This is a genomic window from Streptomyces sp. NPDC002577 (genome assembly GCF_053594815.1).
On the sequence record NZ_JBSFWK010000007.1, the window covers coordinates 118,089 to 142,230 of the forward strand.

The 24,142-nt window shown below is 70.4% G+C and carries 22 protein-coding genes and 1 pseudogene; 10 read left to right on the forward strand and 13 right to left on the reverse strand.

Annotated features, from left to right (window positions below):
- Positions 1–7: 7 nt before the first annotated feature.
- On the reverse strand, positions 8–577 hold the full coding sequence (locus ACWD4J_RS12795; protein WP_451395359.1) for an SRPBCC family protein: 570 nt from the start codon (positions 575–577) through the stop codon (positions 8–10).
- A gap of 146 nt (positions 578–723) precedes the next feature.
- On the opposite strand from ACWD4J_RS12795, the gene ACWD4J_RS12800 reads away from it, so the two are divergent.
- On the forward strand, positions 724–1,518 hold the full coding sequence (locus tag ACWD4J_RS12800) for a class I SAM-dependent methyltransferase (RefSeq protein ID WP_451395360.1): 795 nt from the start codon (positions 724–726) through the stop codon (positions 1,516–1,518).
- 38 nt (positions 1,519–1,556) lie between these two features.
- On the opposite strand, the gene ACWD4J_RS12805 is transcribed toward ACWD4J_RS12800, so the two are convergent.
- The 5 genes from ACWD4J_RS12805 to ACWD4J_RS12825 all read right to left on the reverse strand — a co-directional run bounded on the left by ACWD4J_RS12805 (position 1,557) and on the right by ACWD4J_RS12825 (position 7,167).
- On the reverse strand, positions 1,557–2,333 hold the full coding sequence (locus ACWD4J_RS12805) for an alpha/beta fold hydrolase (RefSeq protein ID WP_451395361.1): 777 nt from the start codon (positions 2,331–2,333) through the stop codon (positions 1,557–1,559).
- A gap of 216 nt (positions 2,334–2,549) precedes the next feature.
- Positions 2,550–3,464: a YceI family protein gene (locus ACWD4J_RS12810; protein WP_451395362.1), complete on the reverse strand. Its 915-nt coding sequence runs from the start codon at positions 3,462–3,464 to the stop codon at positions 2,550–2,552.
- Between the two features lie 535 nt (positions 3,465–3,999).
- Positions 4,000–4,983 carry an aldo/keto reductase gene (locus tag ACWD4J_RS12815; RefSeq protein WP_451395363.1) on the reverse strand — a complete coding sequence of 328 codons (984 nt, stop codon included), beginning with the start codon at positions 4,981–4,983 and terminating at the stop codon, positions 4,000–4,002.
- Between the two features lie 168 nt (positions 4,984–5,151).
- On the reverse strand, positions 5,152–5,949 hold the full coding sequence (locus ACWD4J_RS12820; protein ID WP_451395364.1) for a VOC family protein: 798 nt from the start codon (positions 5,947–5,949) through the stop codon (positions 5,152–5,154).
- Between the two features lie 231 nt (positions 5,950–6,180).
- Entirely contained in the window at positions 6,181–7,167 is a 987-nt protein-coding gene (locus ACWD4J_RS12825; RefSeq protein WP_451395520.1) for a chaplin family protein, read from the reverse strand.
- Between the two features lie 100 nt (positions 7,168–7,267).
- Between ACWD4J_RS12825 and ACWD4J_RS12830 the strand changes: the two genes are divergently transcribed.
- Together ACWD4J_RS12830 and ACWD4J_RS12835 are read left to right on the forward strand one after the other, a co-directional pair.
- Positions 7,268–7,678: an ArsR/SmtB family transcription factor gene (locus tag ACWD4J_RS12830; RefSeq protein WP_451395365.1), complete on the forward strand. Its 411-nt coding sequence runs from the start codon at positions 7,268–7,270 to the stop codon at positions 7,676–7,678.
- Positions 7,679–7,789: 111 nt separating this feature from the next.
- The gene (locus ACWD4J_RS12835) at positions 7,790–9,316 is read left to right on the forward strand and encodes an MFS transporter (protein WP_451395366.1); all 1,527 of its coding nucleotides are present in this window, start codon (positions 7,790–7,792) and stop codon (positions 9,314–9,316) included.
- 281 nt (positions 9,317–9,597) lie between these two features.
- On the opposite strand, the gene ACWD4J_RS12840 is transcribed toward ACWD4J_RS12835, so the two are convergent.
- On the reverse strand, positions 9,598–10,068 hold the full coding sequence (locus ACWD4J_RS12840) for a DUF5709 domain-containing protein (protein WP_451395367.1): 471 nt from the start codon (positions 10,066–10,068) through the stop codon (positions 9,598–9,600).
- 261 nt (positions 10,069–10,329) lie between these two features.
- On the opposite strand from ACWD4J_RS12840, the gene ACWD4J_RS12845 reads away from it, so the two are divergent.
- Positions 10,330–11,604: a DUF4032 domain-containing protein gene (locus ACWD4J_RS12845; protein WP_451395368.1), complete on the forward strand. Its 1,275-nt coding sequence runs from the start codon at positions 10,330–10,332 to the stop codon at positions 11,602–11,604.
- A gap of 132 nt (positions 11,605–11,736) precedes the next feature.
- Here the strand turns inward: ACWD4J_RS12845 and rocD are convergent, their stop codons facing one another.
- From rocD to ACWD4J_RS12865, 4 genes and pseudogenes are all read right to left on the reverse strand, one after another.
- Entirely contained in the window at positions 11,737–12,984 is a 1,248-nt protein-coding gene (gene rocD, locus ACWD4J_RS12850; RefSeq protein WP_451395369.1) for an ornithine--oxo-acid transaminase, read from the reverse strand.
- Entirely contained in the window at positions 12,981–13,826 is an 846-nt protein-coding gene (gene ddaH, locus ACWD4J_RS12855; RefSeq protein ID WP_451395370.1) for a dimethylargininase, read from the reverse strand. Before ddaH ends, rocD begins: the two co-directional genes overlap by 4 nt.
- A 293-nt stretch (positions 13,827–14,119) precedes the next feature.
- Positions 14,120–14,602, reverse strand: a pseudogene (locus ACWD4J_RS12860) (Lrp/AsnC family transcriptional regulator); the annotation flags it as partial.
- Between the two features lie 62 nt (positions 14,603–14,664).
- Positions 14,665–15,570, reverse strand: coding sequence for a LysR family transcriptional regulator (locus ACWD4J_RS12865; RefSeq protein ID WP_451395521.1), 906 nt, complete (start codon positions 15,568–15,570; stop codon positions 14,665–14,667).
- Positions 15,571–15,722: 152 nt separating this feature from the next.
- Here ACWD4J_RS12865 and ACWD4J_RS12870 point away from each other — a divergent pair, with 152 nt between their 5' ends.
- Positions 15,723–15,962 carry a hypothetical protein gene (locus ACWD4J_RS12870; RefSeq protein WP_451395371.1) on the forward strand — a complete coding sequence of 80 codons (240 nt, stop codon included), beginning with the start codon at positions 15,723–15,725 and terminating at the stop codon, positions 15,960–15,962.
- Between the two features lie 63 nt (positions 15,963–16,025).
- On the opposite strand, the gene ACWD4J_RS12875 is transcribed toward ACWD4J_RS12870, so the two are convergent.
- Positions 16,026–16,445: a TOBE domain-containing protein gene (locus ACWD4J_RS12875; RefSeq protein ID WP_451395372.1), complete on the reverse strand. Its 420-nt coding sequence runs from the start codon at positions 16,443–16,445 to the stop codon at positions 16,026–16,028.
- 271 nt (positions 16,446–16,716) lie between these two features.
- On the opposite strand from ACWD4J_RS12875, the gene ACWD4J_RS12880 reads away from it, so the two are divergent.
- From ACWD4J_RS12880 to ACWD4J_RS12890, 3 genes are all read left to right on the forward strand, one after another.
- Positions 16,717–16,983 carry a nuclear transport factor 2 family protein gene (locus ACWD4J_RS12880; protein WP_451395373.1) on the forward strand — a complete coding sequence of 89 codons (267 nt, stop codon included), beginning with the start codon at positions 16,717–16,719 and terminating at the stop codon, positions 16,981–16,983.
- Between the two features lie 9 nt (positions 16,984–16,992).
- Complete coding sequence (locus ACWD4J_RS12885; protein WP_451395374.1) at positions 16,993–17,181, forward strand: hypothetical protein; 189 nt, start codon at positions 16,993–16,995, stop codon at positions 17,179–17,181.
- Between the two features lie 193 nt (positions 17,182–17,374).
- Complete coding sequence (locus ACWD4J_RS12890; RefSeq protein ID WP_451395375.1) at positions 17,375–18,799, forward strand: PP2C family protein-serine/threonine phosphatase; 1,425 nt, start codon at positions 17,375–17,377, stop codon at positions 18,797–18,799.
- A gap of 156 nt (positions 18,800–18,955) precedes the next feature.
- Here the strand turns inward: ACWD4J_RS12890 and ACWD4J_RS12895 are convergent, their stop codons facing one another.
- On the reverse strand, positions 18,956–20,455 hold the full coding sequence (locus ACWD4J_RS12895) for a DNA-binding protein NsdB (RefSeq protein ID WP_451395376.1): 1,500 nt from the start codon (positions 20,453–20,455) through the stop codon (positions 18,956–18,958).
- Positions 20,456–20,690: 235 nt separating this feature from the next.
- On the opposite strand from ACWD4J_RS12895, the gene ACWD4J_RS12900 reads away from it, so the two are divergent.
- Positions 20,691–21,863 carry an aminoglycoside phosphotransferase family protein gene (locus tag ACWD4J_RS12900; RefSeq protein WP_451395377.1) on the forward strand — a complete coding sequence of 391 codons (1,173 nt, stop codon included), beginning with the start codon at positions 20,691–20,693 and terminating at the stop codon, positions 21,861–21,863.
- A gap of 287 nt (positions 21,864–22,150) precedes the next feature.
- Positions 22,151–24,139 carry an N-acetylmuramoyl-L-alanine amidase gene (locus tag ACWD4J_RS12905; RefSeq protein ID WP_451395378.1) on the forward strand — a complete coding sequence of 663 codons (1,989 nt, stop codon included), beginning with the start codon at positions 22,151–22,153 and terminating at the stop codon, positions 24,137–24,139.
- The last annotated feature ends 3 nt before the right edge of the window (positions 24,140–24,142 follow it).

The following is a 24,142-nucleotide window of genomic DNA, read 5'->3' on the forward strand; positions in this document are numbered from 1 at the left end:
GCGGCGCTCAGGAATCGTCCTCCGGCATGCCCTCGGGCCAGCCGGTGCTGGGGATGCCGAGCGTCTCCGCGTACGCGTCGTTCAGCTCCAGCCAGCCGTACTCACCGGCTGCCGCGCCCCGGATCGGCTGGATGGGCTGCCCGTCGAGCAGGCGCTCGGCGACGTCGAGGCACAGGTGCCAGCCGGCCGCGACCCTGGGCACCCACGCGCGGTCCTGGAGCGAGTGCCGGAGCGTCAGCCGCGTGCCGATGCCGCTCGTTTCCAGTTCCCACCGCAGCTGGTCGGTGCCCCAGGTGTACTCCAGCAGGGTCGGCGGCTCGGCGCGGAGCACCTCGGCCGCCATGTCCTGCGGCGACACGTCGTCGATCATCGTGAGGGTGAGGGGGCCGGTGCCGGTGAGGTTCCGGTCCGCGGTGTAGGGCGCCCATGCGGCGAGCTGTGCCGGCTCGGTCAGGGCGTCCCACACCGTCCGGGGCGGGTGGCGCAGTCCGCGGGTGAAGACGAGGATCCAGCGGCCCTGGCCGGCCTGGCACTCGACCTCGGCGGGCGGGCTGGGGGTGAACGATGCCGGATCCATAACCACTCCTGGTTGTCTTGGTGGCACCTGTGGGCTGTCGGGACGCCCCTCAGGCCGGAGAGCGCTTCCGTCGTGCGTACAGGGGCATACACAAGGCCCTCTCGCGCGTCTCGTCCGGGATACCACGCATGACTACGCTGAAACAGATGTTCACACCACAGGGCCCCACCTTCCTCGAGCTCGCCGTGCAGGCGTTGTCGTCCACCGAGCGCGGTTACGACCTGCTCGCGCCGAAGTTCGACCAGACGCCGTTCAGGACGCCGGACCGGCTGCTGGACGCGGTGGCAAACGCTCTCCGGCCGCTCGGCCCCTTCCACAAGGGCCTCGACGTCTGCTGCGGTACGGGCGCCGGTGTAGACGTGCTGCGGGAGCTGTGCGAGGAGCGGGTCACCGGGGTCGATTTCAGTGCCGGCATGCTGGCCACCGCACGGTCTGCCGTTTCCCACGGCCAGGACGGTACGGATGATCACGATGGTGGTGGCGGGCCGGGCAGTCCGGGCGCTCAGAGGCGCCCGGGCTTCGGCCCCGTGGTGGACTGGGTCCGTGCCGACGCGCGGGCGCTGCCCTTCCGGCCGGTGTTCGATCTGGCGGTGAGCTTCGGAGCGTTCGGGCACTTCCTGCCTCGCGAGCAGAGTGTGCTGTTCGCGCAGGTGCACGCCGCGCTGCGGCCGGGCGGCCGGTTCGCCTTCCCCATCGTGGCACCGCCCCGGGTGGGCTCACGGTTCTACTGGGCTCTGTGGTCCTTCGACGTCGCCATGCGCGTGCGCAACGCCCTGTGGCGGCCGCGTTTCGTCATGTACTACCGCACGTTCCGGCTGCCCCACGTATGCCAGGAGCTCAAGACCGCCGGGTTCGAGGTGGAGCTGCTGCCCCTGCCGGACTTCGGCCGACAGCCGGACGGAAGCCCGCGCTGCCGGCTGGTCGTGGCGCGCCGCGTGTGAACAGGCGGTCGCGAAGACCGAGAACGATCACTGGCGGTTCACTGGGACTGGACCCAGTCACTGATGAGCCGGGACGTGCGCTTGGGACGCTCCTCGTGCAGATAGTGCCCGGTGGCCGTCCAGTGCTCGACGCGGGACTCGGGTAGGTGCAACGTGGTGCGCTCCCAGGCGGCCATGGCCTCGGACGTCCAGACGGTCAGCGACGGGCAGGAGCGCATGCGCAGATACTGCTCCGAGTACGGGCGGATGCCCACGGCACCGGCGTCCACGTACATGCCGGCGTAGGCCTGCGCGATGACATGGCCGGGCGTGCCGAGAATCGTCCGCACGTGGGCTGCGCGCAGGCCGGGCGGTGCGGTCTTGGCCAACGCTGCCTCGATGAAGTCGGCCGCTTCCTCGGAGCCGCCCTTCTCGTACGCGGCGAGGTTCGGCCGGATGAAGGCGAGGTCGGATTCCGGGGCACCATGGGCAGGGTCAAGGGCGATCACGGAATGCACCACGTCGGGGTGGTGAACGGCCATCAGATTGACCACCTGCCCGCCCATCGAGTGACCGACGGCGACGATGGGCCCGCAGCCCAGGCGTGCCACGAGCACCGCCAGGTCGTGCGCCATGTCGAGGGGCGTGTTGTGTTTTTCGAGCACGGGCGAGCGGCCGTGGCCTCGCAGATCCGGCACGATCACACGGAAGTCGTCCTCGAGTGCTTCCGAGTGCCACGACCACTCCCGGCCGTCGCTGCCCCAGCCGTGCACCAGGAGCACGGCGGGCGCGTCTTCGGGGCCCAGGTCGGTGTGGAAAAGGTCGACGGTCGTCATGGCTGCCCGCTCCGGTATGTGATCAGCGCGAAGTCTGTGTGACGTGATGGCTCACATCACGTACGGCGCATACGAGTTGCACCCGACACCGGCGGCACAGTACCCGAGTGCGGGCCGCCCGGGAGGGTCCGTTGCGAGAGCCGCTGGGCTCGTGGTATGGACCGAGACCCCGCCAACTGCCCGGCGGGGCCTCGTGGTTCGCTGGGAAGCGGATGCCTACTCCGGCGGGGTCGGGGTGTCGTGGCTGCGGTACATGGCCTGAATGTCCAGCTCCAGCTTGATGGTCGGGCCGACGACGGCGATCCCGCGGGCGAGCATGCTCCGCCAGTTGAGGGTGTAGTCCTCGCGGTGCAGTTCGGCCTTGGCCAGGGCGGCACAGCGCAGCTCCTCGCCGTATCCGCCGTTGACCGCCCCCAGATACGTGGTGTCGAGCGCCACCGTGCGGCTCACGCCGTGCATGGTCAGTGAGCCCTGCACCGTCCACTTCGTTCCGCCGCGGTAGATGAAGCGGTTGCTCGCGAAGTGGAGGTACGGGAAGTTCTCCACGTCGAGGAAGTCGGCCGACCGCAGATGGTTGTCACGGGTCTTGTTGCCGGTGTCGATGCTGGAGGCGTCGATCCTCACCTCGACCGAGGAGCGCTCCATCTCGTGCTCGACGCGTATGCCGCCGTCGAAGCGAGTGAAGCGGCCGTGCACGTTCGCCATGCCGACGTGCTTGGCGATGAACCGGATCGCGGTGTGCGGGGGGTCGAAGAGCCAGCTGCCGGGCGGCGGCAGTTCGACCTGAGGGGCTGTCGTCATCTGCACGCTGTCCATCGGCAGCATCGCGCCGGGCACGATGTCCACACTCTCGCGGTGCGGCTGCAGACCCTCCGCCGCGATCCGCACGCTGTACTCGCCCGGCGGCAGCATCGCGCTGAACACCCCGTACGGGTCGGTCGTGCCCTGCGCGGCGACACGCTGCGATTCCGTGGAGGTCACCGTGACGTCGGCGCCGCCCAGCGGATGGCCCAGCGGGTCGACCACCGTCCGGCTGAAGCCACCTGCTCCCGCCGGAAGGGGAAGCACAAGCCCCGCTCCGCCGAGAGATCCGCCCCGAAGGCGCCTTCGTCGGAACAGTGCCAGTGCCATGTCGTTCACCTTTCTTCGTGCTGCATGCGCTGCGTACTACGCGCGCGGAGGGCTGGTCCGGGACGGCCTGCCTCGTGTGCGGCCCGCAGCAGTGCGAACACCGTCCCGTGCCCCTCCCGCGAGTTGGCGTACGGCGACGCCACGGACAGGCCGAGCCGCGGGGGTCGGTCCGCGGTCCGCGCGCGGGGCGCCTGTCCGGCTCCCCACTGCGCTCCTCGGGGCGTCGCCGGTGTCGAGCGCCCAGGCGAGCTCCCGCGAAGGCACGGGGCGCGCCGGGCGCGTGCGCTCGAGTGTGTACGGCGGCGCCACTGATGGACCTCGGCGTGCGACAGACCGAACAACCAGCCGAGTACATGTCACATCTTAGGGTGCCGTCCCGCGGTGGCCGCACCCGGGCGGGTTGGCGCGACCGGACACCGCAGCGCTCCGCCCGAAGCGGCGCGGCCGACCGACCTTACGGGAGGGCCCTGAGGGCCACCGCGGCCGGCCGCCGACCATCAGGGCCGGCCAGCGGCGGCCCGGCGCCTCCTGGCGCCTACCAGCGGTGGTGTACCTGAGGCCGGATCCGCGTGTCGTAGAGCTCCCGCACCGCCGCCAGTGTGGCCTCGGAGAGCGGGGGCAGCTGTGCCGCCTCCGCGTTGGCGCTGGCCTGGGCCACCGAACGGGCACCCGGGATCACGCTGGTCACACCGGGCTGCTGGATGATCCACCGCAGCGCCGTCTGCGCCGGCGTGGCGCCCTCGGGAGCCAGGGCCGAGAACTCGGCGGCCGCCTCCAGACCGCTCTCGTACTCGACTCCGGAGAAGGTCTCGCCCTGGTCGAAGGACTCGCCGTGCCGGTTGTACGTCCGGTGGTCGTCGGGGGCGAACACGGTGTCCTTGGTGTACTTGCCGGACAGCAGTCCGGACGCGAGCGGCACGCGCGCGATGATGCCGACCCCGGCCCCGGCGGCGGCCGGCAGCACCTCCTCGAGCGGCTTGAGCCGGAACGGGTTCAGGATGATCTGGACACTCGCCGTGCCCGGCCGGGCGATCGCGGTGAGCGCCTCGGCGCACGTCTCGACACTCACGCCGTACGCGGCGATGCGCTTTTCGGCGACGAGGGTGTCGAGCGCGTCGAACACGGCGTCCGACGAGTACACCGCCGTGGGCGGGCAGTGCAGCTGTACGAGATCGAGCGTGTCGACGCCGAGGTTCTTGCGCGAACGGTCGTTCCAGGCACGGAAGTTGTCGAGCACGTAGTTCTCGGGGATCTGCTCGACGCGGCGGCCCATCTTCGTCGCGACGAACACCCCGGCGTCCGGCCGCTCCCGCAGGTAACGTCCGATCAGCTGCTCGCTGCGGCCGTCGCCGTACACGTCTGCCGTGTCGAAGAACGTGACGCCGGTGTCGACGGCCGCGTCGAGGACGGCCAGCGCGTCCTCCTCCCGCACGTCGCCCCAGTCGGCGCCGAGCTGCCACGTGCCAAGCCCGACCACGGAAACGTTCCGGCCCGTCCTGCCCAGTACTCGCTGTTCCATGAGGTGATCGTACGTGGCAGGCCTGGGACGTACGTCGTCCGGCCCAGGCGTGGCGAGAGCGCTCTCACGGAACACAGGACCGGCGCGGGCACGCGCTGGCGAATCCGCGCGGGCCGCACTACCGGGTCCGGGGTCAGGAGTGAGGGCTCAGGGTTCCGGAGTCGGGGCTCAGGACGCGTCTGACATCTGGGGCCTGTCGCCCTTGGTGGTGCCGATGTCGATCACGGAGAACGACGCCCCCTGCGGGTCGCTGAGCGCCGCGAACCGGCCGAAGGGGCTGTCCATCGGCCCGAACCTGAGCACTCCGCCACGCTCGGTGGCCTTGGCCACGGCCGTGTCGCAGTCGTCGACGGCGAAGTAGACGTTGATGTAGGGCGGCACTTCGGGAGGGAACTCCTCCGTCATCTTCATGCGCCCCAGGACCGTTTCGTCACCGACGTTGAAGAGCTTGAAGTCCACCGCGTCGTCCTCCAGGCGCTGCACGCTGTACGGGAAGACGGCGGGGAAGAAGGCGTCCGACTTCTCGGGCTCCCGCGTGAAGACCTCAGCCCAGCAGTACGCGCCGGGTTCGCCCTTGGCCTCGAAGCCTTCATGGGTTCCCCCCTGCCACACGCCGAAGGCCACCCCGCTGGGGTCGCGGGCCAGGAGCATCGAACCGAACTCCCCGACCTGCATCGGCTCCATCAGCACCTCGCCGCCGGCCTCACGGATCTTCCCGGCGGTGGTGGCGACATCCGGTGACGCCAGATACAGGCACCAGGCCGACTGGCCTTCCTGGCCCGGCATCGGCGGTACGACAGCGGCCACCGCCTTGCCGCCCGAGTAGGCCTGCGTGTAGTTGCCGTACTCCGACGACGACTCGCCGAACGTCCAGCCCAGCACGTCACCGTAGAAACTCTTCGCTCCCTCGAGATCACTGAACATCGCGTCGGCCCAGCACGGTGTGCCCTCAGGTTCTACGGCCATGGTTCTGCACTCCCCTGGTCGGCGATCAGTCATCGGCTGTCGGTCCTGCGCGACGGCGGCTCCCCTTCGCCCGTTCGGCGGGCTCCCTCTGCCACGCTAGCCAGTCTCCCGGCGCCCCGCGCGTCGAACGCGCAGCCCAGCCAGGACCGGGAGGAACGCGGGCCCCACCACCATGCGGCGACCGGTGGGGCCCGACCCCTACGGCGCTGTGCCGTCGGGTGCTACGGAGTACTACGCCAGGGCAGCGGACCTGAAGCGCCGGTACAGAATGGTTCCGCCGAGCAGAGCCAGACCGGCCGGGAACGCCAGGATCAGCGAGTCAGCGCCGGTGTGCGCCAGCGTCGCGGCCGAGTCCCCCAGGGGGTGGCCCGCCGAGGTCAGCTGCGTGTCGTCGCCGCCGTCGGGCGACCCCCCGACCGTCTCCGGCGTGCCGTCCTCATTCGGCACCGAGACCGGCGACTGCGGCTGCGTCGCCGGCGTGCCGTTCTCATTTGGCACCGACACCGGCGACTGCGGCTGCGGCTGCGACACCGGCGACTGCGGCTGCGACACCGGCTGGTCGTTACCGCAGCCGCACGACACCGGCGGCATGTCGGGCAGCGACACCGACGGCACGTCCGGCAGCGACACCGGCGGCGTGTCCGGCAGCAGCACCGGCGGCATGTCGGGCAGCGACACCGGCTGGTCGTTACCGCAGCCGCACGACACCGGCGGCATGTCGGGCAGCGACACCGGCGGCATGTCGGGCAGCGACACCGGCGGCGTGTCCGGCAGCAGCACCGGCCCGGAGACGGTGCCGGAGCCGGAGCCGTTCGAGGACTCGTTGCCGGTGGCGGCGTTCCCGATGCCGATGACGTTCACCGAGTTACCGGTCGCGTTGACCGGCACATCGATCGGCACCTGCACATCGTTGCCGGACACCACCCCCGGCGAATCCTGCGCCTGACCCACTGCGGAAGCGCCGCCCCCGCTCTGACCCGCCCCGTTCGTGCAGGTGTTGTTTGCAGCAGGGTTCAACGCCCCCACGACATTGACCGTGTTGCCGCACACATTGATCGGCACGTGCACGGGGATCTGGACCGTGTTGCCGGAGAGCACGCCCGGTGAGCCCGCCGTGCCGCCGCTCGCCCCGGCGTCGGCGTATGCCACCCCCACTGAGGCCATGGCGCCTCCGGCGACGGCTACGGCGATCAGTCCATTACGGGCAACCCGTTTCATCGGTTCCCTGCCTTCCAGACATCGTCGCGAGCACTCGCTCGCACCGGAGAAAACGCCCAAGGGCCAACAGAGTTATGGCCAAGGGCCCTCACTCCATCGAGTGGCCCATTTGTCGAACCGGATATGGGCGCAGGGCGAGCAGTCGTCGGGCGCGGAAAGCGCCCTGATCCGCGCGGAGTTCGGCATCTCGCAGCCGGCCGTCTCGCAGCATCTTCGGGCGCTGCGGGAGACCCGCTGCGCGTCCGTACGTGCCGAGGGCACACGGCGCCTGTACGCGGTCGATGCCCAGCCACTGCGCGAGGTCGACGTGTGGCTGGAGCGGTCCCGCGGCTTCTGGGAGCAGCGGCTGGACGCGCTCGGCACGCAGCCGACCCGGGGCAGGCACGAGCGCCGCCGGCTGAACGACGAACAGGCGCGAATGGGCCGGGCTACGAGAGCGACGAACGACAGTGGCGACGGCGGTGCGGGGGACCACCCGCTTCTACGTGCCCGAGAAATGGCCTGGCCCTAGCCTGTGTGGTGAGTGGCCGCAACGCGCCCCGCCCGAGGGGCGCCGGTACCCGGACAGGACAGTGACCCCGATGGAGCACCTGGAGCGCGGCAGGCGCCAGGCAGGCAGGTCATGAGCGCCGCGGAGGAGCTGGGTGGCGCGGGCGGCGTCAGGCTGTCCTCGGCGCGCGGGCGGTGGGTCCTGGGATGCGTGGTACTGGCGTCCGGGATGGCGATGCTGGACGGCACGGTCGTCAATGTCGCCCTCCCGAGGATGGGCCGGGACCTCGACGCGTCGCTGTCGGCACTGCAGTGGGTCGTGAACGCGTACATGCTCACGCTGTCGGCCCTGCTGCTGTGGGGCGGTGCCCTGGGCGACCGTATGGGACGCCGTCGCACGCTGGTGCTCGGCGTCGCGTGGTTCGCCGTGGCATCCGTGCTGTGCGGGCTGGCGCCCGAGGAGGGCACGCTCATCGCGGCACGTGCGTTGCAGGGTGTGGGCGGTGCCCTGCTGACCCCGGGATCGCTCGCGATCGTGCGATCCGTCTTCCATCCCGACGACCAGTCGCGCGCCGTCGGCGCCTGGTCGGGCTTCACAGGCATCGCCGGGGCGCTCGGGCCGTTCCTGGGCGGCTGGCTGATCGACGGCCCCGGCTGGCGGTGGATCTTCCTGATCAACGTTCCGCTGGCCGCGGTGGTACTGGCCGTCGCGCTGCGCCACGTACCCGAGAGCCGGGACACCGAGGCCGCTGCGAAGCCCTTCGACGTCCTGGGCGCCTGTCTCGGCGCACTGTGCCTCGCGGGGATCAGCTTCGCGCTCATCGGTGCCTCGGGACACAGCTCCCTCATCGGCATCGTGCTGTCGGGACTGCTCGGCACCGCAGCAGGCGTCGCCTTCGTCATCGTGGAGCGCCGGCGCCCGGACCCCATGCTGCCGCTGACACTGTTCCGGTCCCGGCTGTTCAGCGCCACCAACGCGATGACGCTGGGGCTCTACGCCGGCATCGGCGGCATGTTCTTCTTCCTGCCCGTGCAGTTGCAGACGGCTTTGGGATACGACGCCCTGCAGGCGGGCGTCGCGACGCTTCCGGTGACGGTGCTGATGCTGCTGCTGTCCGCGCGGGCCGGTGATCTCGCCCGGCGGGTGGGGCCCGCGCTGCCGCTGACGGCGGGGCCGCTGATCGCGGCGGCCGGCGTCCTGCTGATGCTGCGAGTGCGGCCCGGATCCCCGTACGCCACGGACGTGCTCCCTGCCGTCGTCACCCTGGGACTCGGCATGAGCATCTTCGTGGCGCCGCTGACGGCCACCGTGCTGGCATCCGTCGAGGCCGACCGGGCCGGAGTCGCCAGCGGGGTGAACAACACCGCCGCACGCATCGCCCAGCTGCTCGCCGTGGCCGGGCTGCCGCTCGTGGTCGGTCTGTCGGGTGACGCCTACCAGGACGCCGCGGCCGTGAACACGTCGTTCCACCGGGCTGCGATCGGCTGTGCACTGCTGTTCGTGCTCAGCTCGGCCGTGGCGGCGCTCTTCATCCGGCCGCACGGGCGGAAGTGCCTGCATGGTGCGCCGAAACCCATGTGCCGCTCCCCTCTCGGGGTGAACGCCCCGGCACTGGAGCCGGGATCCGCTGCGCCACGGCCGGCTGGCGGGGCGGACTGAGCGGGTGTGCGGATGCGCTTGCCTCCGCGCGCGTGGCACGTATGTGTGCAGCGCCGCGGGCGTGGTGTTCGGGTGTTTCGGCGCCGATACGCGCGTACGTCACGGGGCTCCGCGCCCTCGGCCCGGTCGCGGGATCCCTGCCGCTCGTCGGCGTCGGTAGATATGTCACCGATGTCCCCGGCCGTTCATCCCCACACGCGCGTGCCGCCCCATCCCGTCCCGTCCCTGCTCACAGGTGTCGGCGGTCCGGTGCCCGGCCCACGTATGCCGCACGTGGACGGTCACTCGGTCTCGACGGTCTCCTCCACGACATGCATGGCGGCCTCCTCTGCCGACGCGGCCGCCCCGTCGATGCCCACGTCGAACGCGATGAGGTGGCTCTCGTCGTCCTCGCGAACCCCTTCGTCGGGTGCCACGAGACGGCCGGCTCGTGCTCCCCCGACCTCGTTGTCGAGCACTTCGCCGTCGGTGTCCCAGGTGTCACCGATGTCGTCGCCCTCCGGCGGGGCGACGTCGGGGAGCTCCTTGGCGAGGCGTTCATCGAGCGTTTCGCCGTGCTGCTGCTCCGCGGCGGTGACGCCGGTGCTCTCGACGGCGCGTGGGCGTTCGGGCGGTGAGTAGCCCTCGTCGAAGGGGTCACGCACGCCCTCGTCGATCAGCGTGTCCTCGGCGTCGAGCAGGCCCTCGTCGTCCTGCACCTCGGACCCGTCGGGCTGATAGACGTCGTCTCCCCATCCTGCGTCGGTCTCCATGCGCACCTCCTCCGGAGCGTCGGGCCGGGCCGGAGCAGAACCGTTCGGCAGGGCCTCTGCCCGCTTCACCGTCCACCGCCCGTGGCCGCGGCGACCATGGCGTCGTCTACGACCATTGTGGAGCGTCCGGGGCCGCAATGGCCTGCCGGCGCGGCCAGCGCCCGCGACCTGCGCGTATGGCATACCGGGACCCCCGTCGCAACAGCGGCGGGCCGCCGGGCCACACTGGTGGTCTCTGCCCCCGAGCGACGCGAGGCATGGATGGCTTTGCAGATCAGCGCCACGAATCCCGAACACCCGGCGCTCCTCCTGGAGCTGCCGTGGCATGTGCCGCTGGAGGAGTGGCCGGAGGAGTACCTGGTACCGCTCCCGCGCGGCATCTCCCGGCATGTCGTGCGCTACGCGCGCGCGGGGGCCGAGGTCGTGGCCGTGAAGGAGCTCGCGGAGCGGCCCGCCGTGCGCGAGTACGAGCTGCTGCGCACCCTCGACCGGCTGGGCATCCCCGCCGTGGATCCCCTGGCGGTCGTCACGGGCCGGACCGACCAGGACGGCGAGCCGCTGGAACCCGTGCTGATCACCCGCCATCTGGGCGGCTCGATGCCCTACCGCTCGATGTTCGAGACGACCATGCGTCCGGCCACGGTGCACCGGCTCATGGACGCACTCGCCGTGCTCCTCGTCAGGCTCCATCTGGCGGGCTTCGCCTGGGGTGACTGTTCGCTGTCCAACACGCTCTTCCGGCGTGACGCCGGCGCCTACGCCGCGTATCTGGTCGACGCGGAGACCGGCGATCTGCACCCGAGCCTCAGCCGGGGACAGCGCGAGTACGACATCGACCTCGCGCGCGTGAACATCAGCGGCGAGATGCTGGACCTGGAGGCGGCCGGTGCGCTCCACCCCTCCGTGGACCCGATCTCCTTCGGGCACGAGATATGCGAGCGCTACAACGCTCTCTGGGACGAGCTGACCCGCACATCCGTCTATCCGGCGGGCAAGCACCACTACATGGAACGCCGGATCCGCCGCCTGAACGATCTCGGCTTCGACGTCGCCGAGATGCAGATCGAGCACTCCTCGAACGGCGACACCGTCACCTTCGTCCCCAAGGTCGTCGACGCCGGCCACCACCAGCGCCAACTGCTCCGTCTGACCGGCATGGACGCCGAGGAGAACCAGGCCCGCCGGCTCCTCAACGACCTGGAGAGCTGGATGGCCACCCAGGACGACTACGCCCCCGGCGATCCTCTCGGCGCCCGCCCGGAGGTGCTCGCCCACCGCTGGGTCCGCGACGTCTTCCGGCCCACGGTACGCACAGTCCCGCAGGAGCTGCGGGGCTCCGTGGACCCGGCCGAGCTCTACCACGAACTGCTCGAGCACCGCTGGTACCTGTCGGAGCGCGCCCAGCACGACATCGGGCTCGACGCGGCCGTCGAGGACTACGTCACCAACGTCCTACCGCGGCGGCCGGACATCCTCTCGCGCGCCTCGGACGACGCATCGGACGATGCGCCCGACGGAGCGCCGACGCCGGCGTGACGGCATGGTCGTCGACGCCGGCCTGGCCGGGCGGGGCAGTCCACCAGGTGACCGCCGGGACCGGCGGGTCCAGCGGCTCCGGCGGGGCGGCCCCCGTCAGCGAAGGAGAGCCGCGCCCGTGGGAGTGTCCGCTCAGGCGCCGAGCACCTTCCCCAACGCCGCGAGGGCCGACTCCAGTTCCTCCCGGGTGATGGTCAGCGGCGGTGCGATGCGGATAGTCGAGCCGTGGGTGTCCTTGACCAGGATGCCCTCGGCGAGCAGGCGTTCGCTGATCTCGCGTCCGGTGCCGATCGACGGGTCCACGTCCACGCCCGCCCACAGGCCGCGCGACCGGTAGCGGAACACTCCGCGGCCGACGAGACCCGCCAGACCCTCCGCCAGGACGGCGCCGAGGGTCCGGGCACGCTCCTGGAACTCGCCGGTGCGCAGCAGGTCGATGACCGCTGAGCCGACGGCCGCGGCCAGTGGGTTGCCGCCGAAGGTGGATCCGTGCTCCCCGGGGTGCAGCACGCTCATGACGTCACGGCGGCCCACGACCGCGGACACCGGGACGATGCCGCCGCCCAGGGCCTTGCCGAGAAGCAGCAGGTCGGGCAGTACGTCCTCGTGCGCGACGGCCAGGGTGGTGCCGGTGCGCCCGAGACCGGACTGGATCTCGTCGGCGATGAACAGCGCTCCCTTGCGGTTGGTCACTTCGCGTACGCCGGCGAGATAGCCGTGGGCCGGGATGAGGACGCCGGCCTCGCCCTGGATCGGCTCGATGAGCACGGCCGCCGTGGTGTCGTCGACCGCCGCTTCGAGGGCGGCGAGATCGTCGTACGGCACCGTGCGGAAGCCGGGCGTGAAGGGGCCGAAGCCGGTGCGCGCGACGGGGTCGTCGGAGAAGCTGACGATGGTGGTGGTGCGGCCGTGGAAGTTGCCCGCAGCGACGACGATCGTGGCCTGGTCGGGGGCCACGCCCTTCACCTCGTACGCCCACTTCCGAGCGATCTTGAGAGCGCTCTCCACCGCCTCGGCGCCGGTGTTCATGGGCAGGGTCATGTCGAGCCCTGTGAGGTCGCAGAGCGCTTCCGCGAAGCCCGCGAGGCGGTCGTTGTGGAACGCGCGCGACGTCAGGGTGACCTGCTCCAGCTGGTCGTGTGCCGCCGCGATGAGCGCCGGGTGGCGGTGGCCGAAGTTGAGAGCCGAGTAACCGGCGAGCATGTCGAGGTAGCGGCGCCCTTCGACGTCCTCGACCCAGGTGCCCTCGGCACGCGCGACGACCACGGGCAGCGGGTGGTAGTTGTGCGCGACGGTCGCGGCCTCCGCCCGGATGAGTTCGGCCGACGAACGCGGGGCGGTGGACAGCGGTGCGCCGGTGGTGTGCGTGGTCGCGGTCATGCGGTACGTACCTCCTGGGTGCAGCACTTGACGCCTCCGCCTGCCTTGTGCAGTTCGGACAGGTCGACGGGGACGGGGATGTATCCGCGGTCGGCGAGCTGGGCGATGAGTCCGGTGGCCCGGGGCGCGATGACGACGTGCCTGCCGTCGGACACGGAGTTCAGTCCGAACGCCATGGCGTCGTCGCGGGTGGCGACGACCGCGTCCGGGAACAGCCTGCGGAGCACGTCCAGGCTGCCGGGCGTGAACGCGCCCGGATAGTAGGCGATGTTGTCGTCGTCCAGTGCGAACAGCGCGGTGTCGAGGTGGTAGAAGTACGGGTCGGTCAGCCGCAGTGTCACCGTCGGCGTGCCGAAGTACTCCTGGGCCTGCTGATGTGCCGCGGGTGTCGTACGGAAGCCGGTCCCCGCCAGCAGAAACGGGCCGACCGGGACGAGGTCGCCCTCGCCCTCGCAGACGGCGTCCGGTTCGCGGACGTCGAAACCGGCGGACTGGAACCACTCCTGGTACGCGGCGGCCTCCGGCTGTCGCTGCGCGGCGTGGAACCGCGAGCCGAGGACGCGGCCGCCGACGACGAGCGCGCCGTTGGCGGCGAACACCATGTCGGGCAGGCCCGGCACCGGATCGATGGTCTCGACGATGTGACCGAGGCCCCGATAGGTGTCGACCAGGCACTGCCACTGTGTCAGGGCCTTCGCCGGATCGACTTCGGTGGCGTCCTGCATCCAGGGGTTGATGGCGTACTCGACGGCGAAATACCTGGGCTGGCACAGGAGATAGCGGCGTGTGCGCGCGCGGCGCGTCGGGGTGGGACGCGCGGGCGCGGGACGGGTGAGCGGCACCAGTGCTTCCTTTCCGCGAAGAAGTGCTGACACCGGGTGATCCGGGGGTTGCAACAAACGGTAGAAAACCCGGGAAACACCGCACAACCAGCGGCGATTGCGTGTACGCGCAGGAGTTTTGCGTTCTCGGCGGTTCAGCGGCGGTTCTTTTCGCCGGGTGGTCCGCCCGGGGCTCTGTTGGACGGTTCGGCCGGGGTCGAGTCCGACGGCCGGGGCACGGCGGTGTCGGACGGCTCGGCCGAGAAGCCGTCGGCAGGCCGGGCCGAGGCGCCGCCGGCCAGTGTGGCGGAGACGTCGGCGGACGGTTCGGTCGAGGCGGCCTCCGGGCTGCCCGGCAGCAGATGGCTGAGGACGATGACGCTGTTGGTGCGCTGAACGAAGGATTCGGCCCGGATACGTTCGAGCACCTCCTCGAAGTGCTCGATGTCGGCCGCACGGATGTGCAACAACGCGTCGGCGTCGCCGGTGACGGTCATGGCCGCCACGACCTCGGGATAGGTGCGGGCGACCTCGGCCAGCCGCCGCGGCGGAGCGGCGCTGTCGCAGTACACCTCGACGTATGCCTCCGTGCGCCAGCCCAGCACGCTGGGGCGGACGAGGGTGGTGAACCCCGTGATGATCTCGGCCTCCCGCATCCGGTCGACACGCCGCTTGACGGCTGCCGGGGACAGGCCGATGTCGTGACCGATCTCCACGAAACTCGTCCTGGCGTTGGCCACGAGAGCCGCGAGGATCTTCCGGTCGAGGTCGTCGAGCGAGAGGGGCTGGTGCGCCATGGGGTTCGGGTCCCTTTCTTGCTCTGCGAGGCCGCCTTGTGCTGTCAGGTCACCTTGCTCTGTCAGGCCACGGCGATGGGCGCACTCGCACGCAGTTCCTCCAGGGCGGCCGCGACCGCGGGACGCTGCCGCGCACCGCTGCGCGTGCACGTGAGGAGTTTCCTGTGCGGTGTGCCCGCGCAGGCCACACGGGTGACGGGCAGGTGGGGCGGGATGAGGGCCAGGCGGGGTACGAGGGCCACGCCGAGGCCGTGGGCGACCAGATGAGCGGTGGCGTTCCACTCCTCCGCGCGATGGGCGACGTTCGGTGTGAACCCCGCGGCGCTGCAGGCGGCCACGACGTGCGGCCAGCACGGGCAGGTGGGCAGCGGCACGATCCACTCCTCGGCCACGCATTCGGCGAGCTGGACGCTGTCGCGTGCGGCCAAGGGATGGTCGTCAGGGACGACGAGGTCGAACGGGTCGTCCATCAGCGGCTGCTGGTCGAAGCGGCCGTCGCTGCGCGGTGGATTCTCGGGTGTGGCCTCGATGATCGCGAGATCGACCTCCCCTTCGAACAACAGGTTGAAGCTCTCGGGGACCTCGGCCTCCTGGATACGCACGGTCAGGCGCGGGTGGCGAGCACGCAGGGTGGCCGCGAGCGGAGCCAGCAGGTTGGAGATCGCCACAGGGAACCCGCTCAGCCGCAGCAGTCCGGCAGGTTGGTCGTCACCGGCGCGCAGTTCGTGCTCGGCCTGCTCCCAGCGCGCCTCGATGGCGTCGGCGTGCGCGAGCAGGCTCCGCGCGGCGGGCGTGAGACGGACCCCTCGGCCCTGCGGTTCGAGGAGTACGACGTCCAGTTCGCGGGCCAGCTGGCGTATCTGCTGGGAGGCGGCGGACGGGGTGAAGTGCAGGGCCTGTGCGGCGGCGGTGACCGTGCCGTAGTGGTCGACCGCGCGCAGCACGTGCAGACGGCGCAGATCAATCATGTAGTCCACGCTTCAAGGTCCGCTCCAGAAAGTCAACCTGGACGCACAGAGAGTGAGACGACCAGGCTTGTTGTAGCGGATCCGAAGCGCCAGTCGATCCGAGCACCTGTCGACCCCAACCAGCAATCGCAATGACGAAGGAGAACCAAGCCATGACGAATCACTGCCCGCACTGCGGATGGCCGGAGACTCAGCCGTACGAGGTGGTGTCCCGGCACGCGACCACCCAGGGACTGACGGTGTGGACGCGTTGCGCCTGCGGCTCCCTGCAGGTACGCGTCGTGCGTCACCCGGACCGAGCAGGGCACACCGACGCACGGATCGTGGCACGCGGCCGTCCCGCAATGGACCGCCCCGTCTGCGAACCGCCCCAGTCGCCCTGCGGGCTGTGAACCGTGGGCCGGCACCCCGGCACGTCAGAGGTGACCGGGAACCGGCCGCGCGGGGTCTGGAGGTCAGGCGGCAGCGAGTGCGATCTCCGTCGACTTGATCAGCGCGACGACGGAAGAGCCGCTGGTCAGGCCGAGTTCGTCGACGGCCTCCCGGGTGATCGCGGCGGTGAGCTCACCGCCCTCGACGCTCACCCTGACGGAGGCCATGGCGCCGCCGACGCGAACGGCGGCCACCGTGCCCGGGATCTGGTTGCGGATGCTGATCCCCGTGACAGGTCCCGTGGCCAGCGCGACCTCCGTCGCCTTGAAGAGCGCGCGGACCGCCGAGCCCTCGTCGAGGTCGAGCTCCCGGACGGCGTCCTGAGTGATGGCAGCGGTGATGTGCCCGCCATTGGCGAGACCCACCCGCACGGTGGCCATGGCCTGCCCGGAGGTGATGGAGACGACGATGCCGGGGATCTGGTTGCGAATGCTCAAGCTCACGGCTGCTGGCCTCGTCTGACGCTCGGAAGAGGACGGGCGGGACGATCGTCTCTCGTCCGCTCTTGCGCGGCACTGTACGCATACTCCCCACCGGGGCGCGAGAACGGCGCCGCAAGGGCCCACACGTGTCGCGGATGACTCCGTGACACGTGCAGCGCGCGCCGCCAGGCAGTCGGAGGCAGGGCCGGTACGGGACGGCATCCGGCATACCCGCCGTCCGCCACAAGGTGCGGCTTGACCTCAAGTCCACTTGACGTCACAGGCTCTCATCATGACCACGCACGCGGATCACGCAGAGATCAGCACGCTTGACCACCGGCTCTTCCGTGCCCTGGACGAGCGGAAGTCCACATCGGGCTGGGCCCGTGACCTCCTGACCGACGACGTGCACATGGAGACGCCGTTGGGGACATCCCAGGGGCCCGATGCCGTCCGCGCCACCGAGGAGGCGCTGGGCCGCTACGACCGCACCCAGCACATCGCCTCCGGGGCCATCGTCGACGCGGGCACCGAGGCGGCGACGGCGACGGCCTCATGAAATGCCTTGATGATCCACGTACATCATGACGCCACGCTCCGCGAGAACGGCACCATCACCGACGCCCTGTTCACCGTGGGGGGCCGCTTCGAGGCCGACCTGCGCCGCACACCCGACGGCTGGCGCTTCAGCCGAGTCGCGGTCCGGCCCATCTGGACGGAGGGGCAGCCGCCGGGCGTCGCCACCGAGCGCGCATAGCCCGGATCGCCCCAACTCCTTTTTCACGGCGGCTCGTTCAGAAGGACGCTGTCAACCAGGGACTTTGACATATGCCAGAAGCATCACCGAATCGTGTGTTGCCAAATCCCTTACATGAGGTCCCAGCCTGTGCGACAGTCAGAACCGGTCCTTCTTCCCGCGTTGGTCGTACCGTCCTGCATCGGAGTACGTCATGCCGTCCCATGTCTCTGCGGACCGCTCAGCCGGCCAGTCGCCGCAGCGCGGCTCGGTCGACGCGTTGATCTCGCAGACCCGTAGGCTCCTTGGCGACGTCGACGCCGTTCGGCGCGATGGGCTGACCGACGACCGCGACCCCGAAGGCCGCTGGCAGCGGGCGCTGTGCGATCTGGCGGTGCATCAGCTCAACGATCTGGACGAGCACCTCGGGCAACTGCGGGACGGCCTTCAGCAGGCGGTAGCCGAGACGGCACCGTCCCCCGCCGGCACCGCACCCGGCGATCCCCGGCATGACTCGCTGCTGAGCCGGGTGGGCAGCGCGGAGTGGAATCTGCTGACGGACGAGGCGACTTGGTCCGGAGAGCTGTTCCAGATCCTGGGCCGTGACCCTGCCGCTCCCCCGCTCACGCTCGACGAGCTTCCGGCGCTGGTGCACGAGGACGACCAGGCTCGGCTGACCGCGATGGTGACGGACTGCCTGATCGACGGGAAGCCCATCGATGGGGAGTTCCGCATCGTGCGCCCCGACGGGAGTATCCGGACCGTGCACATGATGGGCGAGCCGGTGCTCGACGCCGACGGCACGACCGCCTCGATGTGGGCGGTCCTGCGTGACGTCAGCGAGCTGCGCCGCAGCCAACGGGCGGTGAGCGAGACCCGTGACTCGCTGCAACGCCAGCGGCACATCGCGCAGACCGAACACCGGCTTGCGGTCGAACTGCAGGAAGCCGTGCTGCCGCCGTGGCGCGGCGCCCTGCGGTTCCCGCACGGCGGTCCCGAGACCCTGGACCTCGCCGCGCACTATCTGCCGTCCTCCGAGAGCGAACTGATCGGCGGAGACTGGTACGACGCACTGGAACTGTCCGACGGCCGGTCGCTGTTAAGCGTCGGCGATCTCACCGGACAGGGCGTCACCGTCACCTCCGGCATGGCCATGCTCCTGGGCGCCCTGCGCGGCATGGCGGTCGCCGGAGCACAGCCGGCCCAGCTGATGGGCTGGCTGAACCAGCTGCTGGACGCCTCCGTCCAGCCCACTCTCGCCAGTGCCGTCTGCTGCCGCTACACGCCCGGGACCCGCACTCTCGTCTGGGCCCAAGCCGGCCACCCCGCCCCGCTGCTGTTCCGCAGCGGAACGGGGTGTGCGTTGACGCCACCGGCCGGCGTCCTGCTGGGGGCCACCTCCGGCGCCTCATACGAGCAGGCCGAAGAGACGCTCGAGCCCGGCGATCTGCTCCTGCTGCACACCGACGGACTTGTCCCGCGGCACACCGGCGCCGCCGCTCAGCACAGACTGCTCGCACTCGCACCTCGCTTCGCCGAGGCCCGTACCGCCCAGGACTGTGTGCGGACGGTGGTCGAGGAGTTCGGCGAGACCGAGCGCGAGGACGACGCCTGCGTACTGATCGCAAGGATCTACTGAGAGTCGTGCGCGCCTGAGAGCCCGAGCGACTCGGACGACCTGAGCCCCATTGACCGGCTGCGCCCAAAGCTGCACTGATGCCGTGGACTTGATCGGTCCCGTTTCGTGAACTTGGTGCTCCGTCCCGCCCCGAGGCTTGCTCCTCGGCCCTCTCCCTCAGGCCTGCGCCCGACGTCCGCCCTTGGGCTTGAGAGAGCCCTTGGGCAGAGCGAGCTGGATCTCCTCGCGAAGGTCCTCGATCTTCGGATAGCCGGCGTAGTGAGCCGTCAGACGGTACATCTCGCGCAGCCGGTCCCAGGTGCGGTGGGAGGAGTTCGCTCCCATCGACACGAGTGCCAGCCGCGCGTACCGGTCCGCCTGCTCCGGGTCGTCCGCGATGAAGCAGGCCGACGCCAGCGAGATGAAGTCGAAGATCTGCGACCGCTGCCGTCCGTTCGCCCGAAGTTCCAGGGCCTCCTTGGCATGGCGCTGGGCCGTGCCGGCCGCGGACGGTTCGTGGTCGGCGAGGGTACGGTAGGCGAGGGCCTGCATACCGTGCAGGTCCGCCTCGTCGAACATCTGCATCCAGCTCGGCGGCGGTACGTCGCCCTTGTCCGAGACGAAGAGTTCCTCCGCCTGACCGAGGGTGCGCCGCATGGCCTGGCCGCGTCCCATCGACGCCTGAGCCCAGGCCTCGATGGTGTACAGCATGGCTCTGGTGCGCGGCAGGGTCTGCTCGCCCGAGCCGGACTTGGCGAGCTTCATCAGGTCGAGGGCATCGTCGGGCCGGCCGAGGTGCACCATCTGACGGGCGGCGCGGGAGAGCGCCTCCCCGGCGCGTGGCCGGTCACCGCCCTCACGAGCCGCGTGGGCGGCGATGACGAAGTACTTCTGGGCGGTGGGTTCGAGGCCGACGTCGTGGGACATCCAGCCCGCGAGGACCGCGAGATTGGCGGCGACGCCCCACAGGCGCCGCTGCAGATGGTCGGGGTGGCGGTAGGCGAGCATGCCGCCCACCTCGTTGAGCTGCCCCACCACGGCCTTGCGCTGCAGCCCGCCGCCGCGGGCAGCGTCCCAGGCCCGGAACACCTCGACCGAGCGCTCCAGCTCCTCGATCTCCTGGGACCCGATGGGGGCGGCCTCGTAGCGGTCCAGACCAGCGGGTTCGGCGTGCAGGGGATCGGTGAAGTCGGGAGAGTCGGCCGCGAGGGCCGGATCGGTGTGCAGCCAGTCGTGCATGGCGCTGCTGAGTGCGGATCCTGCGGCAAGCGCGGCGCCCGCGCCCACCAAGCCGCGTCGGTTGAGCATGAGGTCCATTCCCGTGAATTCGGTGAGGACCAGAGCGGTCCGCTCGGGCGCCCACGGCACTCCGTCGGGATGTTCCGCACTCCCGTCATCACGCCGCTTCCCCGTGCGCCCGTGCCGGACCAGACCGAGGTCCTCGATGGTCACGACACGGCCGAGTCGCTCGGTGAACAGCGCCGCCAGCACCCGCGGCACCGGATCGCGCGGGATCTCTCCCATGTCGATCCAACGCCGCACCCGCGAGGTGTCGGTGGCCAGCTGGGGGTGGCCCATGGCCGCCGCCTGCCGGTTCACCAGTCTCGCGAGCTCGCCCTTCGACCAGCCGGCGAGGCCGAACAGATCCGAAAGACGGGTGTTGGGTTGTCCGCTCACGTCAAGCCCCCAGGTTCTCGGCTGAACTGACAGTAACCCCAGGCAAGTTGCCGGGCGACTATTCGCCACGGTTCGCCAGGGCACGCCAGATGGTCTGCCAGTGGCCATCGGGTGTCAGGTAGATATGCGCCACCCCGACCCGGCGGCCCCAGGGACATTCCCCAGGGTGCACCGAGGCGGCCGGGTAAGGGCGGCGTCGGCTACTCGCAGGCACACGAAGGGATCTGTATCGCCCATGTACACAGCATCGTCCTCCGTGTCCGCGCCCCCTCGACCGCTGCACAACTACCCTCCCGCGCCGAGAACGCGGGAGATGCCTCCCCAGCAGGGCAGCGGCCCGTATCTCGACCCCGCACGCACGGCGGCCGGAACGCTCGGTGCCGGCCTCGCGAGGCGCGCTCCGGGGTTCGGTACGCAACCGCTCAGCGGGAGACTCGACTTGTCCGGCCCTCAGGGCGCGCAGCTGCGCACCGCCATCGCGTCGGTGCACCGGATCTGCCCGGAGTTCAGCCCCGTGCAGGTACTGCGGCGCAGCGGACGCTCCGTGCTGCTCATCGGGACGACGGGGCGCAGCACCGCTGTCGCCAAGTGCTTAATCGACCACGCGCCGGCGTGGGAGGAGCGGATCCGCCATGAGATAGCGACATACCGCTCGTTCGTCCGGCAGCGGCCGCCGGTGCGGGTGCCCCGGCTGATCGCCGCAGATCCGGACAGCTGCACGCTGGTGCTCGAGCGGATGCCTGGCCGGGTTGCGGCACTGCAGCGCCACCCCCTGGAAGCGCCTCCGCGCGCGGACATCCGTGCGGCGCTCGGTGCGATCTGCCGGCTGAACCAGTGGCAGCCGCCCGAGCCGACGTTCGGCAGGCCCCTCGACTACGGACGGCAGATCTCCCGCTATCACGACCTGGGGCTGCTCACCGACCGGGACATGGGCGATCTGCAGAAGTTGCTGCACGCGGTGGCGAAGTCGGCCGGCAAGCAGGGGATGTGGCAGTTCTGTCACGGCGACGCACTGCTGTCGAACATCCTGCTGTCGCCTCCGGGTCCGGTGCTGGTCGACTGGGAGCACGCGGGCTGGTATCTGCCGGGGTACGACCTGGCGACCCTGTGGACGGTGCTCGGTGACGCATCGGTGGCACGGCGGCAGATCAGTCAGCTGGCGCAGTCCGCCGGTCCCGCGTCACGCGACGCGTTCCTGGTCAATCTGATGCTCATCCTGACGCGTGAGATCAGGACGTACGAGACGGCCGTGCATCGTTCGATGCACGATTCGACCCCGGCGGCACCGGGTCCTGCCCACCCGGGTGCCGTGTCGTCCGGTGAGGAACAGCGGCTGCTGCTCAGGCGGTTGCACGACGACTGCCAGTTGGCCCGGCGGGCCGTGCGTGCGGCGGTCGGCACTCGCTGACGGGGATGTAGGTCCGCGGTGCGCCCTGTGGCGGCGCACCGCGGACCTTCGTATATCCGGGGGCGGTCGGCGGCGCCACTCCGCAACAACGGTCGGGCTGCTCATTGGTCCACTCCACTGACGCGCCGCTGGCCGTGGCACCCTCCCGCGCGAAAACCCCACCGACCGGCGCTGACTTGGGAAAACACTTGTCCTGGGCATGATTGACGGATCGTCGGAGAGCCGATACCACTGACGCACGTCCGGCCCCGCACGCACCAGAACGTTCGATTGCCCGGGAGGCTGCATTGCGAGGATCCGCCCCTGTCCGCACCCTGGCCGCACACAGAGGTGCGCGTCGCACGGCGGTAGCCGTCGCGTCAGTCGCCCTGTTACTGCCCCTGCTGGGTGCCGCACCGTCCGGTACCGCCGAACAGGCCGGCAGCGAGCGCCTGCAGGACGCCTTCGCCGCGGCGGCCGCCGAGTACCACGTGCCGCAGAGCGTGCTGCTCGGTGTCTCGTATCTGCAGTCGCGCTGGGACACCCACAGCGGGGCTCCCAGTGTGGCCGGCGGCTACGGTCCCATGCACCTCACCGACGTCCGTACCGCGCTCGCCGATGCCACGCAGCACCACAGTGAGGGCGACGAGGACGCCCGTGGCGACTCCTCGCGCCCCGCCGACGTCCCGGAGGCATCCGCCGCGGCTGTGCCGGAGGACTCCCAACTCCCCGCTCGTCTCAAGACGTTGTCCAAGGCGGCCGAGCTCACCGGGCTCTCCGCCGAGGAGCTGCGCACGGATGAGGCCGCGAACGTACGGGGTGGCGCCGCCCTGCTCGCGGCCGCTCAGGAGCAGTTGGGCCGGCCGCTCAGCGACGACGCGGCCGACTGGTACGGGGCGGTGGCGCGTTTCTCGGGCGCGGACGACAGTGCGACCGCGGCGACGTACGCCAACGATGTGTTCGCTGTGATCCGCGACGGCGAGCAGCGCACCAACGACGAGGGCCAGCGCGTGGAACTCGCGCCCTCCCCCGGGCTGTCGACGGACGCGGCCCAGGTCGAACGGATGGGGCTGCGCAAGGCGGACGAGGGCGACACGGAGTGCCCGGCAACCGTGGCGTGCGAGTGGATCCCGGCCCCGTACGAGGAGTTCGGCGACGGGGACTACGGCAACCACGACCTGTCCGACCGGCCTGCGTCCCAGAGCATCGACTACATCGTCATCCACGACACCGAGGCCAGTTGGGCCACCACCCTGAAGCTGGTGCAGGACCCGACCTATGTGTCCTGGAACTACACGCTGCGGTCGACGGATGGGCACATCGCCCAGCACGTGAAGGCCAAGGACGTCGCGTGGCACGCGGGCAACTGGTACGTCAACGCCAAGTCGATCGGCCTGGAACACGAGGGATTCCTCACGGATCCCGACGCCTGGTACACCGAGGCGATGTACCGCGCGTCGGCGCGGCTCGTGAAGTACCTGGCCAAGAAGTACGACATCCCGCTGGACCGGCAGCACATCCTCGGCCACGACACCGTCCCCGGACCGACCACGTCCACCATCCGGTCGATGCACACCGACCCGGGCCCGTACTGGGACTGGCAGCACTACTTCACGCTGCTGGGGAAGCCGTTCCACGCCACGGCTGGGCCGAACGGCGGGCTCGTGACCGTACTGCCGGAATTCACCGAGAACCAGCCGGAGTTCACGGGCTGCACCGCGAAGGGCGAGCCCTGCGCGACGCACGGGTCCAGTGCCGTGCGGCTCCACACCCAGCCCAGCGAGGACGCTCCGCTGGTCAAGGACATCGGCCTGCGGCCGGGCGGTGAGGACTCCACGATCGATGTGAACGACATGGCGTCGCGTGTCTCCACCGGTCAGCAGTACGCGGTCGCCGGACGTGACGGGGACTGGACGGCGATCTGGTACCTGGGGCAGAAGGCCTGGTTCAGGAACCCGAAGCAGCAGCCGACCGCCGTCGACGCGGCCGGGCTGGTGGTGACGCCGAAGGCCGGTGCCGCGGACATCCCTGTCTACGGGCGGGCGTACCCGGAGAAGGAGGCGTACCCGGCAGGCGTGCCCGCTCAGGCGGTCTCCCCCCTGCCGTACAAGCTGCTCGCCGGGCAGAGGTATGTGGTGGGTGACAAGGTGCCCGGTGAGTACTACTACTCGACGACGTTCGACACGGCGGCGCACAAGGTGGTGCGGGGCGCGGACGAGTACTACGAGATCCAGTTCGGGCACCGGGTGGCGTTCGTGCGGGCGGCCGACGTGGATGTGGTGCCGTCGGGTTCGTAGGGC